Annotated in this window: 19 protein-coding genes; 16 read left to right on the top strand and 3 right to left on the bottom strand. The window is 43.5% G+C overall.

The genetic code is table 11. From position 1 onward, the window contains the following. Positions 1-191 precede the first annotated feature (191 nt). Entirely contained in the window at positions 192-968 is a 777-nt protein-coding gene (gene tcdA, locus ACM0P2_RS10000; protein ID WP_159120335.1) for a tRNA cyclic N6-threonylcarbamoyladenosine(37) synthase TcdA, read from the bottom strand. Positions 969-1,183: 215 nt separating this feature from the next. On the opposite strand from tcdA, the gene ACM0P2_RS10005 reads away from it, so the two are divergent. From ACM0P2_RS10005 to ACM0P2_RS10020, 4 genes are all read left to right on the top strand, one after another. After that, entirely contained in the window at positions 1,184-2,149 is a 966-nt protein-coding gene (locus ACM0P2_RS10005) for a glutathione S-transferase family protein (RefSeq protein ID WP_159120334.1), read from the top strand. A gap of 83 nt (positions 2,150-2,232) precedes the next feature. Beyond that, positions 2,233-3,096, top strand: a complete 864-nt coding sequence (locus ACM0P2_RS10010) for a pirin family protein (RefSeq protein ID WP_159120333.1) — start codon at positions 2,233-2,235, stop codon at positions 3,094-3,096. 102 nt (positions 3,097-3,198) lie between these two features. After that, positions 3,199-3,393 (top strand): hypothetical protein, encoded by a 195-nt coding sequence (locus ACM0P2_RS10015; RefSeq protein ID WP_419227698.1) that lies wholly within the window; start codon positions 3,199-3,201, stop codon positions 3,391-3,393. A 242-nt stretch (positions 3,394-3,635) separates the two neighbouring features. Continuing rightward, a complete protein-coding gene (locus ACM0P2_RS10020; RefSeq protein ID WP_419227656.1) occupies positions 3,636-5,096 on the top strand; it encodes a phosphomannomutase CpsG in 1,461 nt (486 codons plus the stop codon). 272 nt (positions 5,097-5,368) lie between these two features. Here ACM0P2_RS10020 and ACM0P2_RS10025 read toward each other — a convergent pair whose 3' ends face one another. Together ACM0P2_RS10025 and ACM0P2_RS10030 are read right to left on the bottom strand one after the other, a co-directional pair. Then, entirely contained in the window at positions 5,369-5,791 is a 423-nt protein-coding gene (locus ACM0P2_RS10025; protein ID WP_419227657.1) for a DUF3429 domain-containing protein, read from the bottom strand. A gap of 100 nt (positions 5,792-5,891) precedes the next feature. Continuing rightward, positions 5,892-7,169 (bottom strand): citrate synthase, encoded by a 1,278-nt coding sequence (locus tag ACM0P2_RS10030; protein WP_159120330.1) that lies wholly within the window; start codon positions 7,167-7,169, stop codon positions 5,892-5,894. A gap of 703 nt (positions 7,170-7,872) precedes the next feature. Here ACM0P2_RS10030 and sdhC point away from each other — a divergent pair. The 12 genes from sdhC (at position 7,873) to ACM0P2_RS10090 (ending at position 25,415) form a co-directional block, all read left to right on the top strand. Further along, complete coding sequence (gene sdhC, locus ACM0P2_RS10035) at positions 7,873-8,247, top strand: succinate dehydrogenase, cytochrome b556 subunit (protein WP_105931244.1); 375 nt, start codon at positions 7,873-7,875, stop codon at positions 8,245-8,247. Then, entirely contained in the window at positions 8,241-8,588 is a 348-nt protein-coding gene (sdhD, locus tag ACM0P2_RS10040) for a succinate dehydrogenase, hydrophobic membrane anchor protein (RefSeq protein WP_105931245.1), read from the top strand. Before sdhC ends, sdhD begins: the two co-directional genes overlap by 7 nt. A gap of 1 nt (position 8,589) precedes the next feature. After that, complete coding sequence (gene sdhA, locus ACM0P2_RS10045; RefSeq protein ID WP_014949447.1) at positions 8,590-10,362, top strand: succinate dehydrogenase flavoprotein subunit; 1,773 nt, start codon at positions 8,590-8,592, stop codon at positions 10,360-10,362. Positions 10,363-10,376: 14 nt separating this feature from the next. Then, positions 10,377-11,087 carry a succinate dehydrogenase iron-sulfur subunit gene (locus ACM0P2_RS10050; RefSeq protein WP_012518362.1) on the top strand — a complete coding sequence of 237 codons (711 nt, stop codon included), beginning with the start codon at positions 10,377-10,379 and terminating at the stop codon, positions 11,085-11,087. Between the two features lie 174 nt (positions 11,088-11,261). Beyond that, complete coding sequence (locus ACM0P2_RS10055) at positions 11,262-14,081, top strand: 2-oxoglutarate dehydrogenase E1 component (RefSeq protein WP_419227658.1); 2,820 nt, start codon at positions 11,262-11,264, stop codon at positions 14,079-14,081. Between the two features lie 9 nt (positions 14,082-14,090). After that, complete coding sequence (odhB, locus tag ACM0P2_RS10060) at positions 14,091-15,593, top strand: 2-oxoglutarate dehydrogenase complex dihydrolipoyllysine-residue succinyltransferase (protein WP_159120327.1); 1,503 nt, start codon at positions 14,091-14,093, stop codon at positions 15,591-15,593. 151 nt (positions 15,594-15,744) lie between these two features. Then, on the top strand, positions 15,745-16,911 hold the full coding sequence (gene sucC / locus ACM0P2_RS10065) for an ADP-forming succinate--CoA ligase subunit beta (RefSeq protein WP_012518365.1): 1,167 nt from the start codon (positions 15,745-15,747) through the stop codon (positions 16,909-16,911). Further along, a complete protein-coding gene (gene sucD / locus ACM0P2_RS10070) occupies positions 16,911-17,783 on the top strand; it encodes a succinate--CoA ligase subunit alpha (RefSeq protein ID WP_419227659.1) in 873 nt (290 codons plus the stop codon). The genes sucC and sucD overlap by 1 nt, the downstream gene beginning before the upstream one ends. Before the next feature lie 162 nt (positions 17,784-17,945). Further along, a complete protein-coding gene (locus ACM0P2_RS10075) occupies positions 17,946-18,857 on the top strand; it encodes a sialate O-acetylesterase (RefSeq protein ID WP_419227661.1) in 912 nt (303 codons plus the stop codon). 507 nt (positions 18,858-19,364) lie between these two features. Next, positions 19,365-22,232 carry a TonB-dependent receptor gene (locus ACM0P2_RS10080; protein ID WP_419227662.1) on the top strand — a complete coding sequence of 956 codons (2,868 nt, stop codon included), beginning with the start codon at positions 19,365-19,367 and terminating at the stop codon, positions 22,230-22,232. Between the two features lie 174 nt (positions 22,233-22,406). Beyond that, positions 22,407-23,909, top strand: a complete 1,503-nt coding sequence (locus tag ACM0P2_RS10085) for a tryptophan halogenase family protein (protein ID WP_419227663.1) — start codon at positions 22,407-22,409, stop codon at positions 23,907-23,909. A 9-nt stretch (positions 23,910-23,918) separates the two neighbouring features. Further along, positions 23,919-25,415 (top strand): tryptophan halogenase family protein, encoded by a 1,497-nt coding sequence (locus ACM0P2_RS10090; protein WP_419227664.1) that lies wholly within the window; start codon positions 23,919-23,921, stop codon positions 25,413-25,415. The last annotated feature ends 267 nt before the right edge of the window (positions 25,416-25,682 follow it).

Here is a 25,682-nt window from a genome sequence, read left to right on the forward strand (position 1 = left end):
ACATACCAATATTTTAATTTTTAAAACCCGTGACGGTTGCTTTGTTAAAGCGTTTTCTGCCAGATTGTTTTGCTTAGCGCTAAGTTAAAATTCATTTTCTGGGTCTAACGAATAAAACACTTTAATTAAAACTATCTGCCGTCAGCACGTTACTGTTATTTTGCTATTGTGCGTAACTTATCGGCCAAAGTCTATTTTTGTCCAGTTAATCTATTGATTACGCTAGCAGCAGCGAACATACCGAAGGTGGCTGTTACTGTGACTACCGCACCAAATCCACCCGCACAGTCGAGACGCGTGCCGCCTTCCATTGCTGATTTATTGTAGCAAACAGAGCCATCAGGCTGTGGGTAGCGCAGCTGTTCTGTTGAATAAATACATTCAACGCCGAATCGGCGCTTGGGGTTTTTACTGAAATTATAGTTTCGACGCAGTTCACTGCGTAGCTTTGCAGCAAGCGGATCTTGCGTTGTTTTAGCTAAATCGCCTTTAGTAACTTGTGTTGGGTCTATCTGACCCCCAGCGCCGCCTACTGTAACAATAGGAATTTTATTGCGCTTGCAGTGCGCTATCATTGCGGCTTTAGCACGTATGCTGTCAGTAGCATCAACCACAGCGTGCATTTCTTTGGTTAAGAGCGAGGCGGTATTTTCAGGTGTGACAAAATCTTCAACGCAGTTTACTTTGCAATTAGGATTTATTAGCGCGATACGCGACGCAATGGCCTCGACCTTTGGTTCGCCTATCGTATTTGAAAGTGCGTGAATCTGACGATTTGTGTTCGTTACACAGACATCATCGAGGTCAATAAGCGTGATAGTACCAACACCCGAACGGGCCAATGCTTCGGCAGTCCAACTTCCTACACCACCTATGCCGACAACGGCCACATGACTATTGGCTAAATTGTTAGTTTGTTGTGCACCGTACAAACGCACAATGCCGCCTAAACGAGGATCATCAGACATGCTTTAATTCACTAAATAAAAAATAACAAGGGTATGGATATGCGCTAATGATCGTAGTCACTGCTGCAGGGCGCGCATCATCTCAAAAGTGATGACCAAAAATCAATACACTCCAGTTTTTTCGAATAATAAATCCGATTTAACGCAACATACGTTCTACACAATACATGGTTTAATAATAAAATAGTTTAATAAACGTTGAAAGGATTGGGAATATGGGCTTACTCGTTGATGGGCAATGGCAAGACAAATGGTACGACACGAGCAAAAGCGGCGGTAAGTTTGAGCGACAAGCGTCTAAATTTCGCGACAAAATCAGCGATAATGAGGAGGCGCCGTTCCCTGTTGAACCAGGTCGTTACCATCTTTATGTATCGTTAGCTTGTCCATGGGCACACAGAGCGCTCATATTTAGAAAACTTAAGGGCTTAGAGAAGCATATTGATGTTTCCGTAGTTCATCCTGAAATGCTCGACAATGGATGGGAGTTTAAAGACTACCCAGGCTCAACGGGCGATAAGCTTTACGGATTTGATTACGCACATCAAATCTATACTAAAGCGGAAGCTGAGATAACAACGCGTGTTACGGTGCCTATCCTTTGGGATAAAAAAACTGAAACTATCGTTAATAATGAGTCAGCAGAGATTATACGTATTTTTAACAGTGGATTTAATTCTCTTACCAGCAATGAAGTTGATTATTACCCCGAGGCTCTTCGCGAAGAAATAGATACCATTAATAACATGGTGTATCACGATATTAATAATGGCGTGTACAAGGCCGGGTTCGCAACTACGCAAGAAGCGTATGAAGAAGCTGTTAATGCAGTGTTTAACGCGTTGGATTTAGTTGAAGAAAGACTAAGTAAACAGCGTTACTTAGTGGGTAGTGAAATAACAGAAGCTGACTGGCGGTTATTCACTACCTTGATTCGTTTTGATGCGGTGTATCACGGACACTTTAAGTGCAACAAAAAGCAAATTGCAGACTACCCCAATATTTACGGCTATATGAAAGAGCTTTATCAAGTGCCGGGTATCGCTGAAACGGTGAATTTTGAGCATATTAAAAGGCACTACTACTATAGTCACACAATGATAAACCCGACACAGGTCATTCCCGTGGGGCCAGAGCAAGATCTCATGTCATCCCACGGCCGTGAAAAAATGGGAAGCTAGGGCGTCAATGTAGACAAATGCCAATATTAAAAATTAAACATAAAATGCTGTTTGTTATAGCGAATTGTAGGTGAGTACAAGATATGTCTGTTGAATTAAATGGACCAAAAACGATAGAAAAGATCGTCTCGGGTATAGCTACCAGTGACGGTGCGGGCGTGTCACTAACGCGTATTATCGGTCAGCCTGACCTTCCTCGTTTAGATCCGTTTCTTATGTTAGATTTTTTTGGCTCAGATAATCCTGGTGAGTACATTGCCGGTTTTCCACCTCATCCTCACCGCGGTTTTCAGACTGTTACTTACATGTTGGCAGGTAAAATGCGCCATAAGGATTCTGTAGGTAACGAGGGAGTGATTGATGCGGGCGGCATTCAATGGATGAACGCTGGGCGAGGTATTATTCACGAAGAAATGCCGGAGCAGGAAGAAGGGCTATTAAAGGGCTTTCAGTTGTGGGTAAACCTTCCTGCAGTAGAGAAAATGTCAGCGCCAAACTATCAAGACATACAGCCAGATTGCGTGCCTACGGTACACAGTCAAGGTGCTGTCATAAAAGTGTTAGCAGGTGAAATTGATGGTGTGAAAGGCCCAGTTAAGACAACGGCGGTTTCTCCCACCTTTTTAGACATCGCGCTAAGAAGTGGGAGTTCTGAAATTGACGTAAATTCAGATGAAGCAACGTTTATCTATGTTTATGATGGCAGCTTAACTATTAATAGAGATAACGCGAGTAAAGAATCTGTACTGCGTGATGGAGAACTTGGCGTGCTGTCGAAAACGGGCACGACGCTCTCTGTTTTTACTAATACAGAGTCCAAGTTTATTATGGTGTCAGGCAAACCTATCAATGAGCCTGTAGTGCAATATGGACCTTTTGTGATGAACACTCAGCAGGAAATTGTTCAGGCATTTAACGATTATCAAAGCGGCTCATTAGCGAAGTAGGGACAAGGATTGTCTGTCTTGATTAGACTTTGTGTAGTTAAACGGGGCTTTTGAATAATACCTTTTTATTGGGTTCAGCAAGGAGCAACCAACGAGGCTGAAATAGGCTATCGAGTTGTAAAGAAGGAAAGTGGAAAAAGGATTGTCTCTCACTGCGTCTCATTTTTAATTGATGAGGCCAAAAGAATGGGCATAACTTTGCTTAACACTGAAGTTATGAACAACAACCCCGCTTCTGAAAAAGTACTTATCAAGAGTGGTTTTAGTCCTACTCAGTGCTTTCGCCGAAAGTATTAACATCAAGGCGTTTTCCATAACAGTATCTACTTTGAACTCGTACTTTAAATTCATGAATTTAAAGTGCGACCGCAAAACGTTCCGCTACTCAAATTGAATTAGTAATTCACTTCCTCTAATGATTTAATATCAATATGTCTAATCTCTTTTACGACAATAACAAAAGAGCGGTATGCGCTTTTTAGTCGTAAAAGGCGATAATGTAATCACAAATAGTTAAAACACAGGGAATTTCGATTTAAATGGCAACCCCAATTACCTGCTTTAAAGCGTACGATATTCGTGGCGAACTAAACGCTCAACTAACCGAAGAAGTAGCCTATCGAATTGGCTATGCTTTTGCGCAAGAATTAAATGCAAAGACTGTTGTTGTTGGTAGTGACGTGCGTCTTACATCAACACCATTAAAATTAGCCTTAAGCGCAGGTCTTATTGATGCTGGTGCAACGGTGACTGATATTGGTATGGCAGGAACCGAAGAAATCTATTTTGCTACAAAGCATCTTGGTGTTGATGGTGGTATTGAAGTGACCGCTAGCCACAATCCTATTAACTACAACGGCATGAAACTGGTAAAAGCGGGTTCTGTGCCCATCAGCGGTGATACAGGCCTGAACGCTATTAAAGAAAAAGCAGAAGCTTTAGAAGATAGCTATGTGTCAGAAAGGTTAGCGCATTATACAAACGGTGCGGCGATAAACGCGGACGCATTCTTTAACGGTACTGCCCATGTGGTAGAAGAGATGCTTTCTCAGACTGACAAATATGCTGTTAAATCGTGTATGTCTGACTATGTTTCTCACATGCTTTCTTATGTGAAGTTAAGCAATTTTACGCCGCTAAAAGTAGTGGTGAATGCAGGAAATGGTGCGGCGGGACCAGCGCTAGACGCTATCGAAAAAGAAATGAAAGCGCAGGGTGTGCCAATTGAATTTATAAAAGTACACCACAACGCAGATGGCACATTTCCAAACGGTATACCTAACCCGTTATTACCTGAGAATCGCGCTGACACGGCTGATGCTGTTAAAGGGTCAGGTGCTGATTTCGGTATCGCTTGGGACGGCGACTTCGATCGCTGCTTCTTGTTCGACGCAGACGGTGAATTTATTGAAGGATATTACATCGTAGGCTTGCTTGCTGAAGCATTCATCGAGAAGAACACAGACAGCAAAATTATTTACGACCCACGCGTATATTGGAATACAGAAGACATTGTAGCCAATGCAGGCGGTACACCCATTAAGTCGAAAACAGGCCATGCTTTTATTAAAGAGCGTATGCGCAAAGAAGATGCTGTCTACGGCGGTGAAATGAGTGCTCATCACTATTTCAGAGATTTCGCATATTGTGACTCGGGTATGATCCCTTGGTTGCTGATTGCTGAATTGGTGTGTGTGAAAAAGCAAACTCTGGCTAGCATGGTTAAAGCGCGTATCGAAGCATTCCCATCTTCAGGTGAGATTAATAGCAAGTTAAAGGATGCTGATGCAGCACTTGAGCGTGTTACAAACAAGTATAAGCCACTAGCTAGCGTAGTTGATACTACCGATGGCTTAGGTCTCGAGTTTGGTACATGGCGCTTTAATTTACGTAAATCGAATACAGAACCAGTAATTCGTTTAAACGTTGAGAGTAAGGGTGACATTGCGCTAATGGAACAGAAAACAGAAGAGTTACTATCGATTATTCGCGATGAATAAACACTGCATTATATAATTTAAATAACAAAGCGTTAGATAAAAAGCCAAGGCGATAGTATTGAAATATTATCGCCTTTTTTGTTATGTCATTTCATAAAAAATATATTATTCAAAAGCTTAAGATAGTTATGCGTAACGTTTCATTAGCTGTTTTTTAGCGTCATCCCATGTTAATGGCAAGTATTGAAGTTATTTTTTCACCACTACCACGCATGACTTCAACACTGTGCTACCAGTTTGAAATAAACAAGGACCACAAACATTTTTCTGTTCTATACAAGCAAATAAATCATCCATGCGTGGCAGATAACGACTACGCTCGTTAATCCCATTCTCAAACTAATATAACTAACGACCTGTTCTTTGGGCATACTAAGAGTGAACTTGTCATAGATTAATATCGCGACGTAGCTAAGTGACAATACGCCAAATACTTTTACATCATGTGAGAACACCAAACACAGCCAACCAATAATAGTCGGTAACATAGCGATCAACATTTGTTTATCGTAACGTTGGTTGCTTATTGCGTCCCACCAGTGTATGCCGCCAAAAAATGAAAGCAGCACAGCAGAATATTGCACAAAATAAACCGCACTTTGTGTTATGGATAACAGGTTAAGTTGATATGCCAGAGGCATCGCTACAAAAGGAATAAGGCCTGCAATACCTAGAAAAACTGCAGAGTAGGGCATTGATGTTCCTTGAAAATAAAATGGTTAAAACAAAAATAGCGCCGTGAAGGCGCTATTTCTACTATTACATGTAGCTCTTAGTTCAGTATTTTCTAACTAACTACTTAATTGGCGTGTATTTACGCTGGTTGTGACCAGTATAAAGCTGACGAGGACGACCAATTTTTTGTTTAGGGTCGCTCATCATTTCGTGCCAGTGTGAAATCCAGCCTACTGTGCGAGACAGGGCGAAGATGCACGTGAACATATTGGTAGGAATACCAATCGCTTTAAGTACGATACCTGAATAGAAGTCAACGTTCGGGAACAGTTTCTTCTCTGCAAAGTACGGGTCACTCAACGCAATCTTTTCTAGTTCCATCGCTACTTCTAGTAGTGGATCTTTTACGTTAAGCTCGCTTAATACTTCGTGACAGCTTTCACGCATTACTGTTGCACGTGGATCGTGGTTCTTATAAACACGGTGACCGAAGCCCATAAGACGGAATGGGTCATTCTTGTCTTTAGCGCGTGCAATAAACTCAGGAATACGATCAACTGTGCCAATTTCTTCTAGCATGTTCAGACATGCTTCGTTTGCACCACCATGAGCAGGACCCCAAAGTGAAGCAACACCAGCAGAAATACATGCATATGGGTTCGCACCAGAAGAACCGGCAAGACGAACGGTAGACGTTGAAGCATTCTGTTCGTGGTCAGCATGTAGCGTAAAGATACGGTCCATCGCACGCTCAACAGCTGGGCTGATTTGATATTCTTCTGCTGGTACAGAGAACATCATGTTCAGGAAGTTAGCTGCATAGCTTAAGTCGTTGCGCGGATACACGAATGGCTGACCTACGTTGTACTTATAGCACATTGCAACCAAAGTTGGCATCTTAGCGATTAAACGATGGGCACTGCGAACACGCTGCTCTTCATTTGATACGTCCAAGTCGCTGTGATAAAAAGAAGACATTGCACCAACTGTACCGCATAGCATAGCCATAGGGTGTGCGTCGTTACGGAAACCGTGGAAGAACATGTTTATTTGTTCGTGAACCATGGTGTGACGTGTGATTGTCTCTTTGAACTCTTCGTACTGTTCTTTAGTCGGTGCGTCACCGTGAAGTAGCATGTGACAAACTTCTAGGTAGTCTGCGTCACGCGCTAGTTCTTCGATTGGGAAACCGCGGTGTAATAACACACCTTGAGCGCCGTCGATATACGTAATTGAAGACTCGCAAGATCCTGTCGCCATAAAACCAGGGTCGTACGTGAAATAACCGTGTTGGCCTAACGTACGGACATCGATTACATCTTGTCCTTCGGTGCCAGACAAGATAGGAAGTTCGATTTCCTTACCGCCGGCTTTAAGAATGGCTTTCTGATCTGCCATAAAATGCTCTCCTCAGAATGGTTCTGTTTGCAGCGAAAACGGACGAAAATATCCGCTTCGTTGGGAAAAGTGGGCGTATTTGTACTTTATTATGTACCAACAAGTCAATTTAATTGCATATTTGCACAATAAATATTCCAAATTGCTTAAAAGAATACTAGCAATCAGATAACGATTAATTAACTTTATGGATTGTCACTTTGCCCGATACATCGCAATTATCAATGGCTTTTCACAAAAGGTAAACCACCGATCGATAATTATATTAACAGCTTAGATTAAAAAGTAACCTTCCAACGTTGAATAAATACGCATTCAGATTAAAAGTGCTTAATTTGCCATTGATATACATAGTTATTCCGAAAGGCTACTGATAAACTTATGACACTGTAATTGCGCTCGTTTAAACGTGTTGCATCCAATTTTGATCTCTTTTAATAGTAAATAATTATCAAAAATGTGTGTATAGCGACTAAAGTCTTACTACGGCACAAAAAATTGTAATTATATACTACGCTGGATATACTCAGCGGTGCTTGAACGTCAGAATATTTATTCTGTTACAAGCGTTAAAGAATAATTCACAAATTGTTAACAACTCAGTGGATGAGGCAATTAACAGGTTAAAAATCGAATTTACTTACTCAGGACATAAAAAAGGTAAGAAATTCATTATCCCCTACGGATTAAACAGGCATACATTGTGAAAAAGCAAAGACCAGTAAATTTAGAACTCAATACTATTAAATTTCCGCCCTCTGCTATTTCGTCAATTCTCCATCGTGTTACCGGTGTTGCAATGTTTTTCGCGCTACTATTTGTCATTTGGGCATGGGCAGTTTCTGTTCATTCGTCTGAAGGTTTTGCGAACGTACAAGCAATCATGGACGGTTTCCTTGGAAAATTTGTCGCAATTGGCACAGCCTCAGCGCTGACGTATCACATTCTAGGCGGCCTAAGACACGTTGTTATGGATTTAGGTCACTGGGAAGAATTAGAGTCGGGCAACACGAGTGCGAAAGCAGTAATCGCGCTTTGGGTTGTATTGACCGTAGTATTGGGAGTTGCATTATGGTAACCAACCAAGCAAGCATTAAGCGTGACGGCGTACAAGACTACGTCTCTCTTCGCGCAACAGCAGCAATAATTTTCGCGTACTCGGTTTTCATGGCGTGGTTTTTTATCACCACAGACAATTTGACGTTTGTTGAATGGCGAGGGTTATTCTCTGGCCTAGCTATGAAAGTTTTCACATTGGCAGCACTAGTAGCAGTGATGATCCACGTGCGCATCGGCCTATGGCAGGTGCTTACAGACTATGTTAAATCAGCAGGTCTGCGCGCTGGACTACAATATATACTAAATATCATCGCATTCGGCTATGTAGCTGTTGGCCTATTCGTACTGTGGGGAGTGTAAAATGAGTTTACCCGTTCACGAGTTTGATGCAGTAGTAATTGGTGCTGGCGGAGCAGGTATGCGCGCGGCACTGCAGATTTCACAATCTGGTAAATCATGCGCACTGTTATCTAAAGTATTTCCAACCCGTTCTCACACTGTGTCAGCACAGGGTGGTATTACCGTAGCACTTGGTAATTCACACGAGGATAACTGGGAATGGCACATGTATGACACCGTTAAAGGTTCTGATTATATCGGCGACCAAGACGCGATTGAATATATGTGTAAGACTGGTCCAGAAGCTATTATCGAAATGGAGAACATGGGTCTACCATTCTCTCGTTTTGAAAATGGCAAAATTTACCAACGTCCTTTTGGCGGCCAGTCAAAGAACTTTGGTGGTGAGCAGGGCGCTCGTACAGCAGCTGCGGCTGACCGTACTGGCCACGCGCTTCTACACCTTCTTTACCAGCAAAACGTAAAGAACAAAACAAAAGTATTCTCAGAGTGGTATGCACTTGACCTAGTAAAAAACCAAGACGGTGACGTGGTTGGTTGTACCGCAATTGATATCGAGTCTGGTGAAGTAGTTTACTTCAAGTCTCGCGCAGTTGTTCTTGCTACAGGCGGTGCGGGTCGTATTTACGCCTCAACGACAAACGCACACATTAATACCGGTGACGGTGTTGGTATGGCTCTTCGTGCTGGTGTTGCGGTTCAGGATATGGAAATGTGGCAGTTTCACCCAACGGGTATAGCTGGCGCGGGTACATTGGTTACTGAGGGTTGTCGTGGTGAAGGTGGTTACCTTCTTAACAAAGACGGCGAGCGCTTCATGGAACGTTATGCACCTAACGCAAAAGACCTAGCGGGTCGTGACGTTGTTGCACGTTCAATGATGACTGAAATCCGTGAAGGTCGTGGTTGTGAAGGCCCATGGGGTACTCACATTAAACTTAAGCTCGACCACCTAGGTAAAGACGTTCTTGAATCTCGTCTACCTGGTATCCTTGAGCTGTCACGTACGTTCGCGCACGTTGACCCAGTGAAAGAGCCTATTCCTGTAATTCCAACCTGTCACTACATGATGGGTGGTATTCCTACAAATGTTGATGGCCAATGTCTAACAGTTGACGAAAACGGTAACGATAAAGTCGTTAACGGTTTGTTTGCTTGTGGTGAAATCGCTTGTGTATCTGTACACGGTGCTAACCGTCTTGGCGGTAATTCACTACTTGACCTTGTTGTATTCGGTCGTGCGACTGGTTTACACCTTGGCAAGACACTATCTGAAATGGCACCAACACGTGACGCATCTGAGTCTGATCTTGAAGCCTCGATGACGCGTTTCAATCGTTGGGAAAATTCAGAGAAAGGTAAGGGCGAAGACCCAGTACAAATTAAGAAAGACTTGCAGAAATGCATGCAGCTTAACTTCTCAGTATTCCGTGAAGGTGAAGCAATGGCAGAAGGGCTTAAAGAGCTTAGCGAAATTCGCGAGCGTCTTAAGCATGCACGCCTTGACGACAAGAGCGCAGACTTCAATACACAGCGTATTGAATGTTTAGAGCTTGATAACCTAATGGAAACCGCGTACAGCACAGCAGTAGCAGCGAACTTCAGAACGGAGAGCCGTGGTGCGCACAGCCGCTTCGACTTCCCGGACCGTGACGATGACAACTGGTTGTGCCACAGCATCTACGATCCGAACACTGATAAAATGCTTAAACGTGAAGTGAATATGGCGCCTAAGCTTAGGGAAGCATTCCCGCCTAAAGTGCGTTCATATTAAGAGAGGCAACGATCATGCAATTAACTTTTTCGATTTATCGTTACAACCCAGAAGTAGATGCGAAGCCTCGCATGCAAGACTACACTCTAGAAGTAGAGGAAGGTCAAGACATGATGGTGCTAGACGCGCTACTCGCACTTAAAGAGCAAGATCCGACGCTTTCTTTCCGTCGCTCTTGCCGCGAAGGTGTATGTGGTTCGGACGGTGTGAACATGAACGGCAAAAACGGCCTAGCATGTATTACTCCGCTTTCTGCACTGGGCAAAGGCAAAATAGTAGTTCGTCCACTTCCAGGTCTGCCAGTAGTGCGCGACCTTGTTGTTGACATGACGCAGTTCTATACACAGTACGAAAAAATCAAGCCGTTCTTGATTAACGACAGCAAGCAGCCGCCAGCGCGTGAGCATTTGCAGTCGCCAGAAGAGCGTGCAAAGCTTGATGGTCTTTACGAGTGTATTTTATGTGCCTGTTGTTCAACGTCATGCCCATCATTCTGGTGGAACCCTGACAAGTTCATCGGTCCAGCCGGTCTACTACATGCTTACCGTTTCCTAATCGATAGCCGTGACACTGCAACTGAAGAGCGTCTTAACGACCTTGATGATGCATTCAGCGTATTCCGCTGCCACGGTATCATGAACTGTGTAAGTGTATGTCCTAAGGGCTTGAACCCGACGAAAGCGATAGGCCAAATTAAGTCTATGCTTTTACAACGGGCTGTTTAGTACTATAGTCTGATAACTTTTTAAGTTATAGATGCGATAAGCTAAATAGCCATCCACTTAGGATGGCTATTTTTTTATATATTCTCCGTTATAACACTTGGTTATGCTGAGAATAACCTTATAATACATCTTGATTGTTAACTAGATTTTATAAAACGTAGCAAGGCAAATTAAATGCAAGAAAGCGTGATGAAAGCGTGGTGGGATTCCTCGCACATGGCAGGTGCCAACGCTGCCTATGTTGAAGAGTTGTATGAAACCTATTTAGAAGACCCGCAAAGTGTCTCTGAAAATTGGCGACAAATCTTCGATAACCTCCCCAAAGTCGATGGCGTAGAGTTAGAAACTAATCATACAACTATTAAGAATCAATTTAGGCAACTTGCTGCGTTAGGGCCAACAGCCCGTATGTCTAGTCCTTCAGTGCCTTCTGCGAATGTGTCAGACGACAGGCAAGTTAAAGTTCTCCAGTTAATCAATGCATTTCGCTTCCGCGGTCATCAACACGCAAACTTAGATCCACTTGGTCTTTGGCAACAAGAGCGTGTTCGCGATTTAGAACTTTCTCATCACAGTCTTTCTGAAAACGATTTTGATACCGTTTTCAACGTAGGTTCATATGCTATTGGCAAGGAATCTATGCCGTTGGGTGAGTTGTTCAAATCACTTAACCGTACATATTGTGGTTCTATCGGTGCTGAATATATGCACATCACCGATACAGAACAAAAACGCTGGCTACAGCAAAAGATTGAGTCTGTTCAGGCAAAACCCGAAATTTCTCGCGATGAAAAATTAGCGATTCTTAAAGGGTTGACTGCTGCTGACGGCATGGAAAAATATTTGGGTTCTAAATTCCCAGGTGCTAAGCGTTTCTCGTTAGAAGGTGGCGATGCACTAATTCCAATGCTTAAAGGGCTTATCACTAAAGCTGGCACAGCGGGTACCAAAGAAGTAGTTATCGGTATGGCTCACCGTGGCCGTCTGAATGTGCTAGTAAACGTATTGGGTAAAAACCCATCAGTGCTGTTTGATGAGTTCTCTGGTAAACACGACGACTCGCTAGGCGCAGGTGACGTAAAATACCACGCAGGTTTCTCTTCAGATTTCGCTACGCCAGGCGGCAATGTTCACCTAGCACTAGCGTTTAACCCGTCTCACCTTGAAATTGTTAACCCTGTAGTTATGGGCTCTGTGCGTGCACGGTTGGCTCGTCGCAATAACGACACTAACACCGTGCTGCCTATTACAATACACGGTGACTCTGCTATTGCAGGTCAGGGCGTGGTTCAAGAAACCTTTAACATGTCACAAACTCGCGGTTTTGCTGTGGGTGGTACAGTTCGTATTGTGGTAAACAACCAAGTTGGTTTCACTACTTCGAAAACGGAAGATACTCGTTCGACCCAATACTGTACTGACATTGCAAAAATGGTTCAGGCACCCATTTTTCATGTGAATTCAGACGACCCAGAAGCCGTTGCGTTTGTTACACAGCTAGCCCTGGAATACCGTAATAAGTTTAAGAAAGACGTAGTAATTGACCTAGTTTGTTACCGTCGTCATGGTCACAACGAAGCGGATGAGCCAAATGCTACGCAGCCGTTGATGTACCAAAAAATTAAAAAGCACCCAGTGCCACGTGCAATTTATGCCGACCAGCTAATAGCTGAAGGCGTAATTGAGCAACGTGACGCGGACCGCTATCTTGAAGAATACCGTGAAGCACTAGACCATGGCGCATGCGTGGTAGAAGAGTGGCGCCCAATGACTGAGCACAGTGTAGACTGGTCTCCTTACCTTGGTCATGACTGGGACACGCCATACGACGGTGCGCTTTCAGTTGAAAAGCTTAAAGAGCTAGGTGAATCAATCACCACCATTCCGGAAGAGCACAAACTACAGTCACGTGTTAATAAGCTTTATCAAGACCGTAAAGCAATGGTTGCCGGCGAGAAGAAACTTGATTGGGGTATGGCTGAAAACTTAGCCTATGCAACAATCGTTGATGCAGGTGAAGATATTCGTATTACAGGTCAGGATTCTGGCCGTGGCACGTTCTTCCATCGTCACGCGGTACTGCACAACCAAAAAGATGCTTCTACCTATATGCCTTTACAGCATATTCGCGAGGGGCAGGGTGAAATTGAAATCTACGACTCTGTACTTTCAGAAGAAGCCGTAATGGCCTTCGAATATGGTTACGCAACGGCTGAGCCTACGTGTTTGACCATTTGGGAAGCTCAGTTTGGTGACTTCGCTAACGGTGCGCAGGTAGTATTCGACCAATTCTTGAGTTCAGGTGAAGCGAAATGGGGTCGTCTGTGCGGTCTAACAGTATTGCTTCCTCATGGCTACGAAGGTCAAGGCCCAGAACACAGCTCTGCACGTCTTGAACGGTTCCTTCAAATGTGTGCTGACCACAACTGGCAAGTGTGTGTACCGTCTACACCTGCACAGGTTTACAACATGCTTCGTCGCCAAGTGGTACGCCCGATGCGTAAGCCACTCATCGTAATGTCGCCTAAGTCACTATTACGTCATCCTTTAGCGGTATCTTCACTTGAAGAACTAGCAGAGGGTAAATTCCACAACGTAATTGATGAAATTGATGATATCGATCCGAAAGGCGTTAAGCGCGTTGTAATGTGTTCGGGCAAGGTTTATTACGATTTACTAGACCAGCGCCGTAAAAATGAGCAAACAGACGTCGCAATCGTCCGTTTGGAGCAACTTTACCCATTCCCACAAGAAGAATGCGCTAAAGTTGTGGCACAATACAGCCACGTAAAAGATTGGGTTTGGTGTCAAGAAGAGCCTCAAAACCAAGGCGCTTGGTACTGTAGCCAACACCACTTCTGGCAAGCAATTCCAGATGGTGCAAAATTAACATATGCAGGCCGTGATGCATCCTCGTCACCTGCAGTAGGTTATGTATCCGTTCACAACCAGCAACAAAAAGCCCTGGTTGAAAACGCACTCACAATTAAATAAGGAACAGTAATGACAATTGAGATAAAAGTTCCGGTTCTACCTGAGTCAGTTGCCGATGCCACCATTGCAACCTGGCACGTAAAGGCCGGTGACGCAGTTAAACGAGACCAGAACCTGGTTGATATTGAAACTGATAAAGTAGTTTTAGAAGTTGTGGCGCCAGCGGACGGTACAATTGGTGAGATCCTAAACGAAGAGGGTGCAACTGTTTTAGGTGAGCAAGTTATTGCTAAACTAGAAAAGGGTGGTGCAGCTGCATCGTCTGAAGCTAAAACAGAAAGCAAAAAAGACGAAGATTCTAAATCAGATGCAGCGCCTGCGGCTTCTGGCAAAACCTCTGACGTTAAAGTTCCAGTACTTCCAGAATCAGTGGCTGACGCGACAATTGCAACATGGCATGTAGCGGTAGGTGAAGCCGTTTCTCGCGACCAAAACTTGGTTGATATTGAAACTGACAAAGTCGTACTTGAAGTTGTTGCTCCAGCTGACGGTTCTCTTGCTGAAATCATTGCCGAAGAAGGCGCAACGGTTACTGCTGAAGAAGTGATTGCTAAATTTGTAGAAGGTGCTGCGAGCGGCGCATCTGCTCCAGCGGCTTCAGAAGAGAGCGATGACAGCAGCGATGCGCTTAGCCCATCTGTACGTCGTCTACTAGCTGAGAAAGGCGTAGATGCGTCTAAAGTTAAGGGTACGGGCAAAAACGGACGTATCACTAAAGAAGATGTAGAAAAGTACCTTAAAGGTGGTGATAGTTCAGCGAAGGCAGCGCCTGCGGCTTCTGAATCTGTACCTGCAGAGTTGCCAACCGGCAACCGCACAGAGAAGCGCGTTCCTATGACCCGTCTTCGTAAGACGATTGCTAATCGTCTTCTTGAGGCGAAAAACTCTACAGCAATGCTTACTACGTTTAACGAAGTGAACATGAAGCCAATCATGGATCTTCGTAAGCAGTATCAAGACAGCTTCGAAAAGCGTCACGGTATTCGTCTTGGTTTCATGTCTTTCTACGTGAAAGCGGTAACTGAAGCGCTTAAGCGTTTCCCTGAAGTTAATGCGTCTATCGACGGTGATGACATCGTTTATCACAACTACTTTGACGTATCGATTGCTGTTTCTACACCACGCGGTCTAGTGACTCCAGTACTTAAAGATACTGATACACTGGGAATGGCGGGTGTTGAAAAAGGAATTAAAGAACTAGCACTTAAAGGTCGTGACGGTAAGTTGTCACTGGCTGAACTACAAGGTGGTAACTTCACTATTACCAACGGTGGTGTGTTTGGTTCACTAATGTCTACACCAATCATTAACCCGCCACAGAGCGCAATTCTTGGTATGCACAAGATCCAAGATCGTCCAATGGCTGTTAATGGTAAAGTAGAAATTCTACCAATGATGTACCTAGCACTTTCTTATGACCACCGTATTATCGATGGTAAAGAATCAGTAGGGTTCTTGGTAACCGTTAAAGAGATGCTTGAAGATCCAACACGTCTACTTCTAGACGTGTAAGACTTTCGTCTCACGGAATTGTGGTTAGGTGCTAAGCTTGTGTATGCTAGCTTTGCGCCTAACGCAACGCTGATATTTTCCTATAATATCAGTCAAACTAATCAAGTCGCATTTGCGGCTTTTGTCTTACTAAAAATCGGATAGAAACACCATGAATTTGCATGAATACCAAGGTAAGCAGCTATTCAAAGAATACGGCTTGCCTGTTTCTGAAGGATACGCAGCAGACACTGCTCAAGGTGCTGTAGAAGCGGCTGACCGCATCGGCGGTGAAGAGTGGGTAGTTAAGTGTCAGGTACACGCGGGCGGTCGCGGTAAAGCTGGCGGTGTAAAGCTAGTTAAAAACAAAGACGACATTCGCGCTTTCGCTGAAAACTGGCTAGGCAAAAATTTGGTGACTTTCCAGACTGACGAAAACGGTCAGCCTGTGAGCAAAATCCTAGTTGAATCTTGCACGGATATCGCAAACGAGCTTTACCTTGGTGCAGTAGTTGACCGTACAACCCGTCGCGTTGTATTCATGGCTTCTACTGAAGGTGGCGTTGAGATTGAAACTGTTGCAGAAGAAACACCAGAGAAAATCCTTAAAGCTGAAATCGACCCAATTGTAGGCCCTCAGCCTTATCAAGCACGTGAAATGGCGTTTGCTCTAGGTCTTTCTGGCGTTCAAATTAAGCAATTCACTCAAATCTTCCTTGGCCTAGCTAAGATGTTTGAAGAGCTTGACGTTGCGCTTATCGAAATTAACCCGCTAGTTATCAAAACTGACGGTAACCTACACTGCTTAGATGCAAAAGTAGGTATCGATGGTAACGCACTATATCGTCAGCCTAAGCTGAAAGATATGCAGGATCCTTCTCAAGAAGATGCGCGTGAAGCTCACGCAGCTCAGTGGGAACTAAACTACGTAGCGCTAGACGGTAACGTAGGTTGTATGGTTAACGGTGCAGGCCTAGCAATGGGTACCATGGACATCGTAAACCTACACGGCGGTAAGCCAGCTAACTTCCTAGATGTTGGTGGCGGCGCGACTAAAGAGCGTGTAGCTGAAGCATTCAAAATCATCCTTTCTGATGACAATGTTAAAGCGGTATTGGTTAACATCTTCGGTGGTATCGTACGCTGTGACATGATTGCAGAAGGTATTATCGGTGCGGTTAAAGAAGTTGGCGTAGAAGTACCTGTTGTTGTACGTCTTGAAGGTACCAATGCAGAGCTTGGCCGTGAAGTTTTAGCGAACTCTGGTCTAGATATCATTGCTGCTGAATCGCTAACTGATGCAGCGCAGAAAGTTGTTGCTGCAGCGGAGGGCAAATAATGTCTGTATTAATTAATAAAGATACTAAAGTAATTTGTCAGGGTTTTACTGGCGGTCAGGGTACTTTCCACTCTGAGCAAGCAATTGCTTACGGTACGCAAATGGTTGGTGGTGTAACACCAGGTAAAGGCGGTACTCAGCACCTAGGTCTTCCAGTATTTAATACTGTACGTGAAGCGGTAGAAGCAACTGGCGCAACTGCGACAGTTATCTACGTACCAGCACCTTTCTGTAAAGATTCAATCGTTGAAGCTGCAGACGCGGGTATCGAGCTTATCGTATGTATTACTGAAGGTATCCCAACGCTAGATATGCTTTACGTTAAAGAATACGTAAACGCTAAAGGCGTTCGCATGATTGGTCCAAACTGCCCAGGTGTTATCACTCCTGGAGAGTGTAAAATTGGTATCATGCCTGGTCACATCCACAAGCCTGGTAAAGTTGGTATTGTTTCTCGCTCTGGTACACTTACGTACGAAGCGGTTAAGCAAACCACTGACGAAGGTTTTGGCCAGTCTACCTGTGTTGGTATCGGTGGCGACCCAATTCCTGGTTCAAACTTCATCGACATCCTTCAGATGTTCCAAGATGACCCACAAACTGAAGCTATCGTAATGATCGGTGAGATCGGCGGTACTGCAGAAGAAGAAGCGGCTGCGTTCATTAAAGAGAACGTAACTAAGCCAGTTGTTTCTTACATTGCTGGTGTTACTGCTCCTCCGGGCAAGCGTATGGGTCACGCTGGTGCAATCATCGCAGGCGGTAAAGGTACTGCTGACGAGAAATTCAAAGCACTAGAAGACGCAGGCGTTAAGACTGTACGTTCACTTGCTGAAATCGGCAAGGCGCTTCGCGAAACTACAGGTTGGTAAGCTAACGCTTATTAATACGTTTAAAAGCCCGCTTTAAGCGGGCTTTTTTATACCTGTATGAAACATGCATTGCTTTAAATTGCTTGCAAACGTATTCACTTTGTTAAGGTGACGTTTATAAGTACTCTATTTTTATCAACCAAATAAATGAAGATAATTCTAATGAAAAAAACTGCGTTAGCTTGTTTCGCTTCCCTGCTGTCATGCTCAACGATAGCTGATGAATACCTGACTTTTTTTATGGCGGGGCAATCCAATATGGATGGCTATGGGTACGTTTCTGAACTTCCAAGCGACTTAGTAAAAGAACAAGACGTAATGATTTTTCATGGAAATGGGGTCTTTGACAATCAAGACAACGGCGGTGTAGGGAAGTGGGACAAACTTAAACCTGGCCACGGTACAGGTTTTAAATCGGATGGCAGAAGCAATACGCTTTCAAAGAGATTTGGAGCAGAGTTAACCTTCGCCAACGCAATACAGCAGCAATATCCCAATAAAAAAATTGCCATTATAAAGTATGCAGTTGGTGGAACTGGCCTTGCGCTTAACACAGGTTACAGTAACTGGTACCCGAATTTTACTGAAGGTAGCGGCCTCAATCAGTACGATTTTGCACTAGAGGCTATTAAAAACGCCTACGCGGTTAGTGATATCAATGGCGATGGCAAGTCAGACACGTTAAAACCTATGGGTATTATTTGGATGCAAGGTGAAGCCGATGCACACGCAAGTGAAGCGTCAGCCAATGCATACCTTACCAATTTAACAACTATGATGAACTTGTTCCGTGCTGCACTTAGGGAAGATGATTTGCCTGTGGTCATCGGTAAAATCACCGATTCCGAAATGGGCGAAGAAGATATTATGCCTTACATCCATCGGGTGCACTTAGCACAGCAACTTTTTGTTGAATCAGATAACTGCGCTACTTATATGTCTAATTCTGATACCTATACCTACGGTGATGATCCTTGGCACTATACGAGTAAGAGTTTTATACAAATGGGGAAAGACTTTGCTTTATCGTATAAACAGATTGCACAGACCTGCAGGACTTTTAAACGTAAGTAATTATTCGACATCAAAATTCGCTAATAATATGGGGCTTTGTACTTCACGACGTTTAGGTTTTCGAAAATTTATTCCTCTTATGAATATTTCTCTTATAGTTTATTGTATTTCATTAGCTATCTGGAAATAGCCCCTGACCCTGCCACCACAATTTCTCTATTTTGCCCCTCAACGTAATGGTTTCGTATTCGCGCAAGCGTTACAATGCTGTCATGTCCGAACGAACGTTATTTGGCAAAAAAACATCTCAGTCAAAGCCTGATGTGAAATTATATTTCATAAATATTTTACAATTTCACGGTTTTATTGGCTATATGTCGTAATGTTACGTTACTTTTCATCCTGCACTTGTTAATACTGTGTTGCATAAATTTTATTGAATACGTATGCAGGCAATTGTGCAAGACGTGTGTCCTCTATAGGATTAGCCCACATGATGTATTGTCATTTTCTTGTCATAAGAATAACAAAAAGACAACAACTATAACCGTATGGGACACCCGTTTTATGAAACAATTTAAACCCAACCTAATTAAAGCTGCACTTATTTCTGGCGGAATGGCGTTTGGTAGTGCACCTGCACTAGCTCAAGAAGCAAACACTGATTCTGTTGATGAAGCCAGTCTTGAAGTTATTCAAGTAAGCGGTATTCGCGGCAGTCTGCAGCGTGCTCAGGCAATTAAAATGGATAACACGTCAATTGTAGAAGCGTTATCTGCTGAAGACATTGGTAAGCTTCCAGACACAAGTATTGCTGAGTCAATCGCTCGTCTTCCAGGTTTAGCTGGTGAACGCCGTAACGGTCGTACTAGCGGTATCTCTGTTCGTGGTTTCAACGAAAACTATGTGGGTACTACGCTAAACGGTCGCGAGCTATTAGGTATGGGCGATAACCGTGGTGTCGAGTTTGACCTTTACCCTACGGAAATTGTTTCAAATATCTTAGTTTATAAAACACCTGAAGCTGGCCTAATGACTCAGGGTATTGGTGGTACTGTTGATATTCAAACTGTTAGCCCACTCAGTGCGCAAAAAACGGTAACAATCAACGGTACGTATGAAGCAAACCAAGAAGAAGCCGGTAACCCTGATTTTGATAATAAAGGTCATCGCTTATCTTTTAACTACGTAGATCAATTCGCTGACGACAAACTTGGTGTAGCGTTAGTCATCGCAGATATGGAATCACCACGTCAAGAACAGTATTTCCGTGGATGGGGATATGCAAATGCTAACCCAGCGAACGCTGCTGAAGGGGTTGAAGTTCCTGAAGGAACAGTGATTCTTGGTGGTCATGATTCATTTACGCGTTCAGCTATGTTAGAACGCACATCTGTTGCCGGTGTAATTGAATATGCACCTACAGATAATTTAAAGATTCAGTTCGATGCCCTTTACATTGATTTTGAAGAAAATGATGCACGCCGTGGCGTTGAAGAAGGTGGCGCAGAGTGGGGAACCGGTGCTTACACTATTACTGGTGTTGAAGATGGTCTTGTGACATCTGGCTACTATGATGGTTTCTTATCTGTAATTCGTAACGATTCTCGTCAACAAAAAGCTGAACTGACTACTTTCGGGCTTAATGTTGAATATACTATCAATGATAATTGGACTGCTACGTTAGACGTATCAACAGGTGAAGTGGACAAGACTATCACTGACATCGAAAGTTACTCAGGTGTGGGTCGAGCCGGTATCGACGGTCGTCCACTTACGCCACGTGCATGGACTATGACATCTACAGGTGCGGTTTACAGCGATCATCCTACTCTTGATAGTGTTGATCTGGCAGACCCGAATGCTATCTTCCTTGCCGGTCCGCAGGCGTGGGGGGGCTCGCTAGGCCCTGTAGAACGCTTCCAAGGCGTAGAAGGCTTTGGACCAAATACAGCACAGGACGGTTTCGTTAACGAGCCGATTTTTGAAGAGTCACTTGATGCTGTTCGCCTTGACCTAGAAGGTTTTGTTGAGTGGGGCGTCTTCACTAAGTTGACTGCAGGTGTTAACTACCAAGAGCGTGAAAAAACTAAAGATAACAATGGTGCTTATCTAACATCGCCAGCATGGCCAAGTCAAGAACTGGTTCCAAACCCAATCGGTACAGCAGACCTGAGCCACATCGGAATTGACGGTGTCGTAGCTTACGATGGCCTTGGTTTGTACAGAAGCGGTTACTACATCGAGACAGAAGCGGAACTATTTGAAAATGGTCGCTTGGGTGACTCATACACGATCTCAGAAGATATCCTAACCGCATATGCGAAGTTAGACATTGAAACAGTAATTGGCGACGTACTGGTATTCGGTAATCTTGGACTACAAGTTGTTAACGTTGACCAATCAGGTTCGGGCTTTAACACAACTACCGGTCCTACTGGGTTTACAGCAGTAACTCCACTGTCGGATGGCGATTCCTACACAGATGTGTTACCGACATTGAACTTGAGCTTCGAAATCGCTGAGAACCAGTTTATTCGTACCGCTTTAGGAAAAGTGATTAGCCGTCCTCGTATGGATGACATGCGCCCGAATAACACAGTAAGCTTTACTTTTAACGACCAGCAAATCATATCGACCAATGTTGCTAATGGTCCATGGTCTGCAAGCGCAGGTAATGCGCGCCTAAGACCGCTTGAAGCGAATCAGTTTGATATTGCTTACGAAAATTACTTCGCAGACTCAGGTTACTTTGCCGCTAGTTTCTTCTATAAAGACCTGACTAACTGGCACGTAGCTGGACAAACTGTTGGCGATTTTAGTGAGTCTTATATTGAAGGTTTCCACGAAACGTCTGGTGAAACTGACATCAATAACGATGGTGTACTTGATGAAAACGATATCGTACCACCAGGAACATTTAACGGAATTGTGAGCTTCCGTGAAGATGGACTTGAAGGGTTTGTACGTGGCTGGGAGCTTCAAGGTAGTCTACCGTTTGACATGATCCACGATTCACTAGAAGGGTTTGGCGTGTTTGCAAGTGCAACGTTCCTTGATGGTGAGTTAGAAAATGGTGAAGCGGTACCAGGTTTATCTGAAGAGACTTACTCACTAACCGCTTTCTATGAAAGCAATGGTTTTGAAATTCGTGTGTCTGGAACTAAGCGTGATGCGTTTGCTACAGAAACTCGTGCCATCAGCCTTTCTCTAGCACCTATCGAAGATAACGGTGTTAAACAGATAGATGCGCAGATTGGCTATGATTTCAGTGAGTCTGGAATTGAGTATCTTGAAGGGCTTCGTGTTACGCTTCAAGGTCAAAACCTGACTGACGAGCCTACTGTTCGTGTTAACCCAGGTGACAGTCGTCAAATTACTGAGTACCAAAGCTACGGACGTAACTTCCTACTTGGTTTCAACTACACGTTCTAAATAGCTATCTGCCGCTTGTTGTTAACAAGCGGCAGATAAAGAATGTTGTAAATGAGACGCTAGTCAATATTATGAAATTTCAAAGCCCCAAAACTGTAATATGTGTTGGGGCTTTTTGTTGTATAGCAATACAGGTCGTGTTATCAAAGTGTGGTAGGTCAGCGGTGTAGAGTGATGGCAGAAAATATGTACGATAAAGCTGTAAAAAAGGTAGTAGTGGTTGGCGGTGGAACTGCAGGGTGGATCTCTGCAGCAGTCATCAAGCGCTTAATTGGTACAGACTTAACAGTTACTTTGGTTGAATCTGAAGACATTGGAACAGTCGGAGTAGGCGAGGCGACAATACCTCCTATTATTACGTTAAATAATGTTCTCGGTATAGATGAAAAGGAATTCTTACGAGAAACCAATGCCACGATGAAGCTTGCCATCAAGTTCGAAAATTGGCGGGTAAAAGGCGAGGATTATTTTCATACCTTCGGCGCAGCTGGAAAAAGTTACGCTTTCTGTCATTTTCATCACTATTTTAAACGTGCACAAAAACTAGGGCTTACCGACTCAATCTGGGAATACGATTTGAACTACCTTGCCTGCAAAGCGGGTAAATTTGCTCATATAAAATCTCCAGATCCAATTATAGAAATGCCTTATGCTTACCATTTCGATGCGTCGCTTTATGCGCGCTTCTTACGCAAAAAGTGTGAAGCAATGGGAGTAACTCGTAAAGAGGGCATTATTCATGATGTCACGCAAGATAGTGAGAGCGGCTTCATCACAGGGGTAACGTTGAAAGACGGTGAACATATTGAAGGCGATTTATTTATTGACTGTTCAGGCTTTAAAGGCCTTCTTACCCAGCAAACGTTGAACACAGGCTATGAGGATTGGTCTCACTGGCTACCTTGCGATCGCGCTGTTGCTATTCCTTCAGAGCGACTAGAAAAAACCTTACTTTACACTCGCTCCATAGCACACTCTGCCGGCTGGCAATGGCGTATTCCACTTCAACACCGTAACGGTAATGGCCTTGTGTATAGCAGTAACTATTATACTGACGAGCAAGCACTTGATATATTGTCGAATAACCTAGACACCAAACCACTGGCCGATCCTAATTTTATTCGTTTTAAGACTGGAAGAAGACGCAAGCAGTGGAATAAGAACGTGATCGCCGTTGGGCTCTCAAGCGGTTTTCTTGAACCTCTTGAGTCAACCAGTATTCACCTTATTCAATCTGCCGTGGTTAGGCTTATCCATTTATTCCCACACGAAGGTTTCAAGCAACGTCAAATTGATGAGTATAATAAGCAATCAAAGACCGAGTACGAACAAATACGTGACTTCATTATTTTGCATTATCACGTGAATGAAAGAACTGACTCGCACTTCTGGAAAGACTTACGAGAAATGGATGTACCTGATAGCTTAACGCATAAAATCGAGCTATTCAGAGAGTCTGGTAATTTATTCAGAGAACAAAATGACTTGTTCCTTGAAAGTTCTTGGCTACAAGTACTGATGGGGCAAGGTATAGCACAAGGTGATTACCATCCTCTGGCAAACGCATTGTCTGAGCAAAAACTGCAAGAGTTGATGCAAAATATTAAACGTATTAAGAATGAACCCATCGGAAAAATTGCTACTCATGATGACTTCTTGAAGCAGTTTTGTGGTTAGCCGTTTAGCATGAATGAACCAATGAACATTGTTATTGCCGGGGGCGGAACTGCCGGCTGGATGGCGGCTAATTATTTTGCACATAAATGGCCCTCGGACAAGGTTAAAGTAACCCTTGTTGAGTCTCCCGATATAGGCATTATTGGTGTAGGCGAGGGTTCTACACCGACATTAAAACGCTTCTTTGAAGAGCTAAAAATTAAAGAAAGTGATTGGATGCCTAAGTGTAATGCAACCTACAAAGTAAGCATTCAGTTTAATGACTGGAGCCCTAGTTCCGGTGTTAAACAGTATCGCCATCCCTTCATATCTCAAACAGATACGTTTACTCAGCGTGCTTTTGAAGTGAACTGCCGTACCCGAAGGTTGGGTCTAGATACTCACGTTAAACCTGAAGACTTTTTATTAAATGGTGTGTTGGCAAAGCAGAACAAGGCGCCGATTACTCCTGATAACTTTCCATTCAGGATGGAATACGGTTACCATTTTGATAGCGCATTGCTAGGCAACTATCTGCGTGATGTTGCGGTTGAAAAAGGCGTTACTCATGTTAGTGCGGTAATTAGTGACGTAGTACTTCATCCTAGCGGAGACATAAGTCACCTTGTAACAGAAAAGGGTAACATTGAGGGAGATTTCTTCGTCGATTGCACCGGGTTTTCTTCCCATCTATTGCAGCAAACCCTAGGTGTTAAGTTCAATTCTTACTCCGATAACTTGTTTAATGACTCTGCGGTAGTATTACCTACACACGCTCACAAAACCATTCCGGTAGAGACACAATCCACAGCACTCTCAAATGGTTGGTGTTGGTCAATACCACTACAAAACCGCACGGGAAATGGTTATGTCTATAGTGCTTCACATTTAACGAAAGACAAGGCAGAAGATGAGTTGCGTCGGCATCTTGGACTTGAAAACAGCGATGTGGAAGCTAGACATCTTAAAATGAAAGTTGGGCAAGTAGCGCAGCATTGGCAGAAAAACTGTTTAGCATTAGGCCTATCCCAAGGGTTTATAGAACCGCTTGAGGCAACCGCACTTCACCTGGTACAGATTTGTATTGAGTATTTCTCCGATACATTTGAAAAGAGTGGCTTTTCTAGTAAAGGGAGCGCAGCTTACAATGCCTTTGCCAAAGAGCGTTTTGATCGAGTACGAGACTATATCGTCGCGCATTATAAGCTTAATACCCGTGATGACAGTGATTATTGGCGAGCGAACAGAAATAACATGGTGCTGTCAGATTCACTCAAGTCATTAATCTCTACATGGTTCCAACGTGAAGATCTCACCAGTGAGATTAATCGTCAGAATATAGGAATGCACTGGGACTCTGTATCATGGCACTGTTTATTTGCTGGATATGGCGCGTTTCCGCCTCTAGAGCAAAATCAACCAGGCCGTGGCGATTTGTACAATGAGCAAAAAATTGAACATTTTATTAAAGGCTGCGCGTTAAATTTTAAACATCATAATAATGTGTTTCAGACACAACAAAGCTAATAATTACAATCTTGAAAGCCAAGGACGGTTAGCAAGATTGTTATATTTATCTATAAGTAAAAGCGCTGACTCCTTAACCCCTGCATATAAATGGTATAAAAAACAATAAGTTCTGCACAATGTTTCATTTATGTTTAAAAATTGTAAATGAATACGTATGCATAGCATTGCTCCCTTTTTACACAAACCAGTAGTATTTGGTATTCCATAAGAGGCATTTTTGGGTGTGGTAGTCCTAAAAATGTCGATAATAAACAAGGATGGGAC

It is taken from the genome of Alteromonas sp. OM2203 (genome assembly GCF_048517045.1).
GTDB classification, from domain to species: domain Bacteria; phylum Pseudomonadota; class Gammaproteobacteria; order Enterobacterales; family Alteromonadaceae; genus Alteromonas; species Alteromonas gracilis.

What these genes read in the sequence shown, in the direction of transcription:
- tcdA (WP_159120335.1), bottom strand. Translation starts at nt 968, where the DNA reads ATGTCTGATGATCCTCGTTTAGGCGGCATTGTGCGTTTGTACGGTGCA.
- ACM0P2_RS10005 (WP_159120334.1), top strand. Translation starts at nt 1,184, where the DNA reads ATGGGCTTACTCGTTGATGGGCAATGGCAAGACAAATGGTACGACACG.
- ACM0P2_RS10010 (WP_159120333.1), top strand. Translation starts at nt 2,233, where the DNA reads ATGTCTGTTGAATTAAATGGACCAAAAACGATAGAAAAGATCGTCTCG.
- ACM0P2_RS10020 (WP_419227656.1), top strand. Translation starts at nt 3,636, where the DNA reads ATGGCAACCCCAATTACCTGCTTTAAAGCGTACGATATTCGTGGCGAA.
- ACM0P2_RS10025 (WP_419227657.1), bottom strand. Translation starts at nt 5,791, where the DNA reads ATGCCCTACTCTGCAGTTTTTCTAGGTATTGCAGGCCTTATTCCTTTT.
- ACM0P2_RS10030 (WP_159120330.1), bottom strand. Translation starts at nt 7,169, where the DNA reads ATGGCAGATCAGAAAGCCATTCTTAAAGCCGGCGGTAAGGAAATCGAA.
- sdhD (WP_105931245.1), top strand. Translation starts at nt 8,241, where the DNA reads ATGGTAACCAACCAAGCAAGCATTAAGCGTGACGGCGTACAAGACTAC.
- sdhA (WP_014949447.1), top strand. Translation starts at nt 8,590, where the DNA reads ATGAGTTTACCCGTTCACGAGTTTGATGCAGTAGTAATTGGTGCTGGC.
- ACM0P2_RS10050 (WP_012518362.1), top strand. Translation starts at nt 10,377, where the DNA reads ATGCAATTAACTTTTTCGATTTATCGTTACAACCCAGAAGTAGATGCG.
- ACM0P2_RS10055 (WP_419227658.1), top strand. Translation starts at nt 11,262, where the DNA reads ATGCAAGAAAGCGTGATGAAAGCGTGGTGGGATTCCTCGCACATGGCA.
- odhB (WP_159120327.1), top strand. Translation starts at nt 14,091, where the DNA reads ATGACAATTGAGATAAAAGTTCCGGTTCTACCTGAGTCAGTTGCCGAT.
- sucC (WP_012518365.1), top strand. Translation starts at nt 15,745, where the DNA reads ATGAATTTGCATGAATACCAAGGTAAGCAGCTATTCAAAGAATACGGC.
- sucD (WP_419227659.1), top strand. Translation starts at nt 16,911, where the DNA reads ATGTCTGTATTAATTAATAAAGATACTAAAGTAATTTGTCAGGGTTTT.
- ACM0P2_RS10075 (WP_419227661.1), top strand. Translation starts at nt 17,946, where the DNA reads ATGAAAAAAACTGCGTTAGCTTGTTTCGCTTCCCTGCTGTCATGCTCA.
- ACM0P2_RS10080 (WP_419227662.1), top strand. Translation starts at nt 19,365, where the DNA reads ATGAAACAATTTAAACCCAACCTAATTAAAGCTGCACTTATTTCTGGC.
- ACM0P2_RS10085 (WP_419227663.1), top strand. Translation starts at nt 22,407, where the DNA reads ATGGCAGAAAATATGTACGATAAAGCTGTAAAAAAGGTAGTAGTGGTT.
- ACM0P2_RS10090 (WP_419227664.1), top strand. Translation starts at nt 23,919, where the DNA reads ATGAATGAACCAATGAACATTGTTATTGCCGGGGGCGGAACTGCCGGC.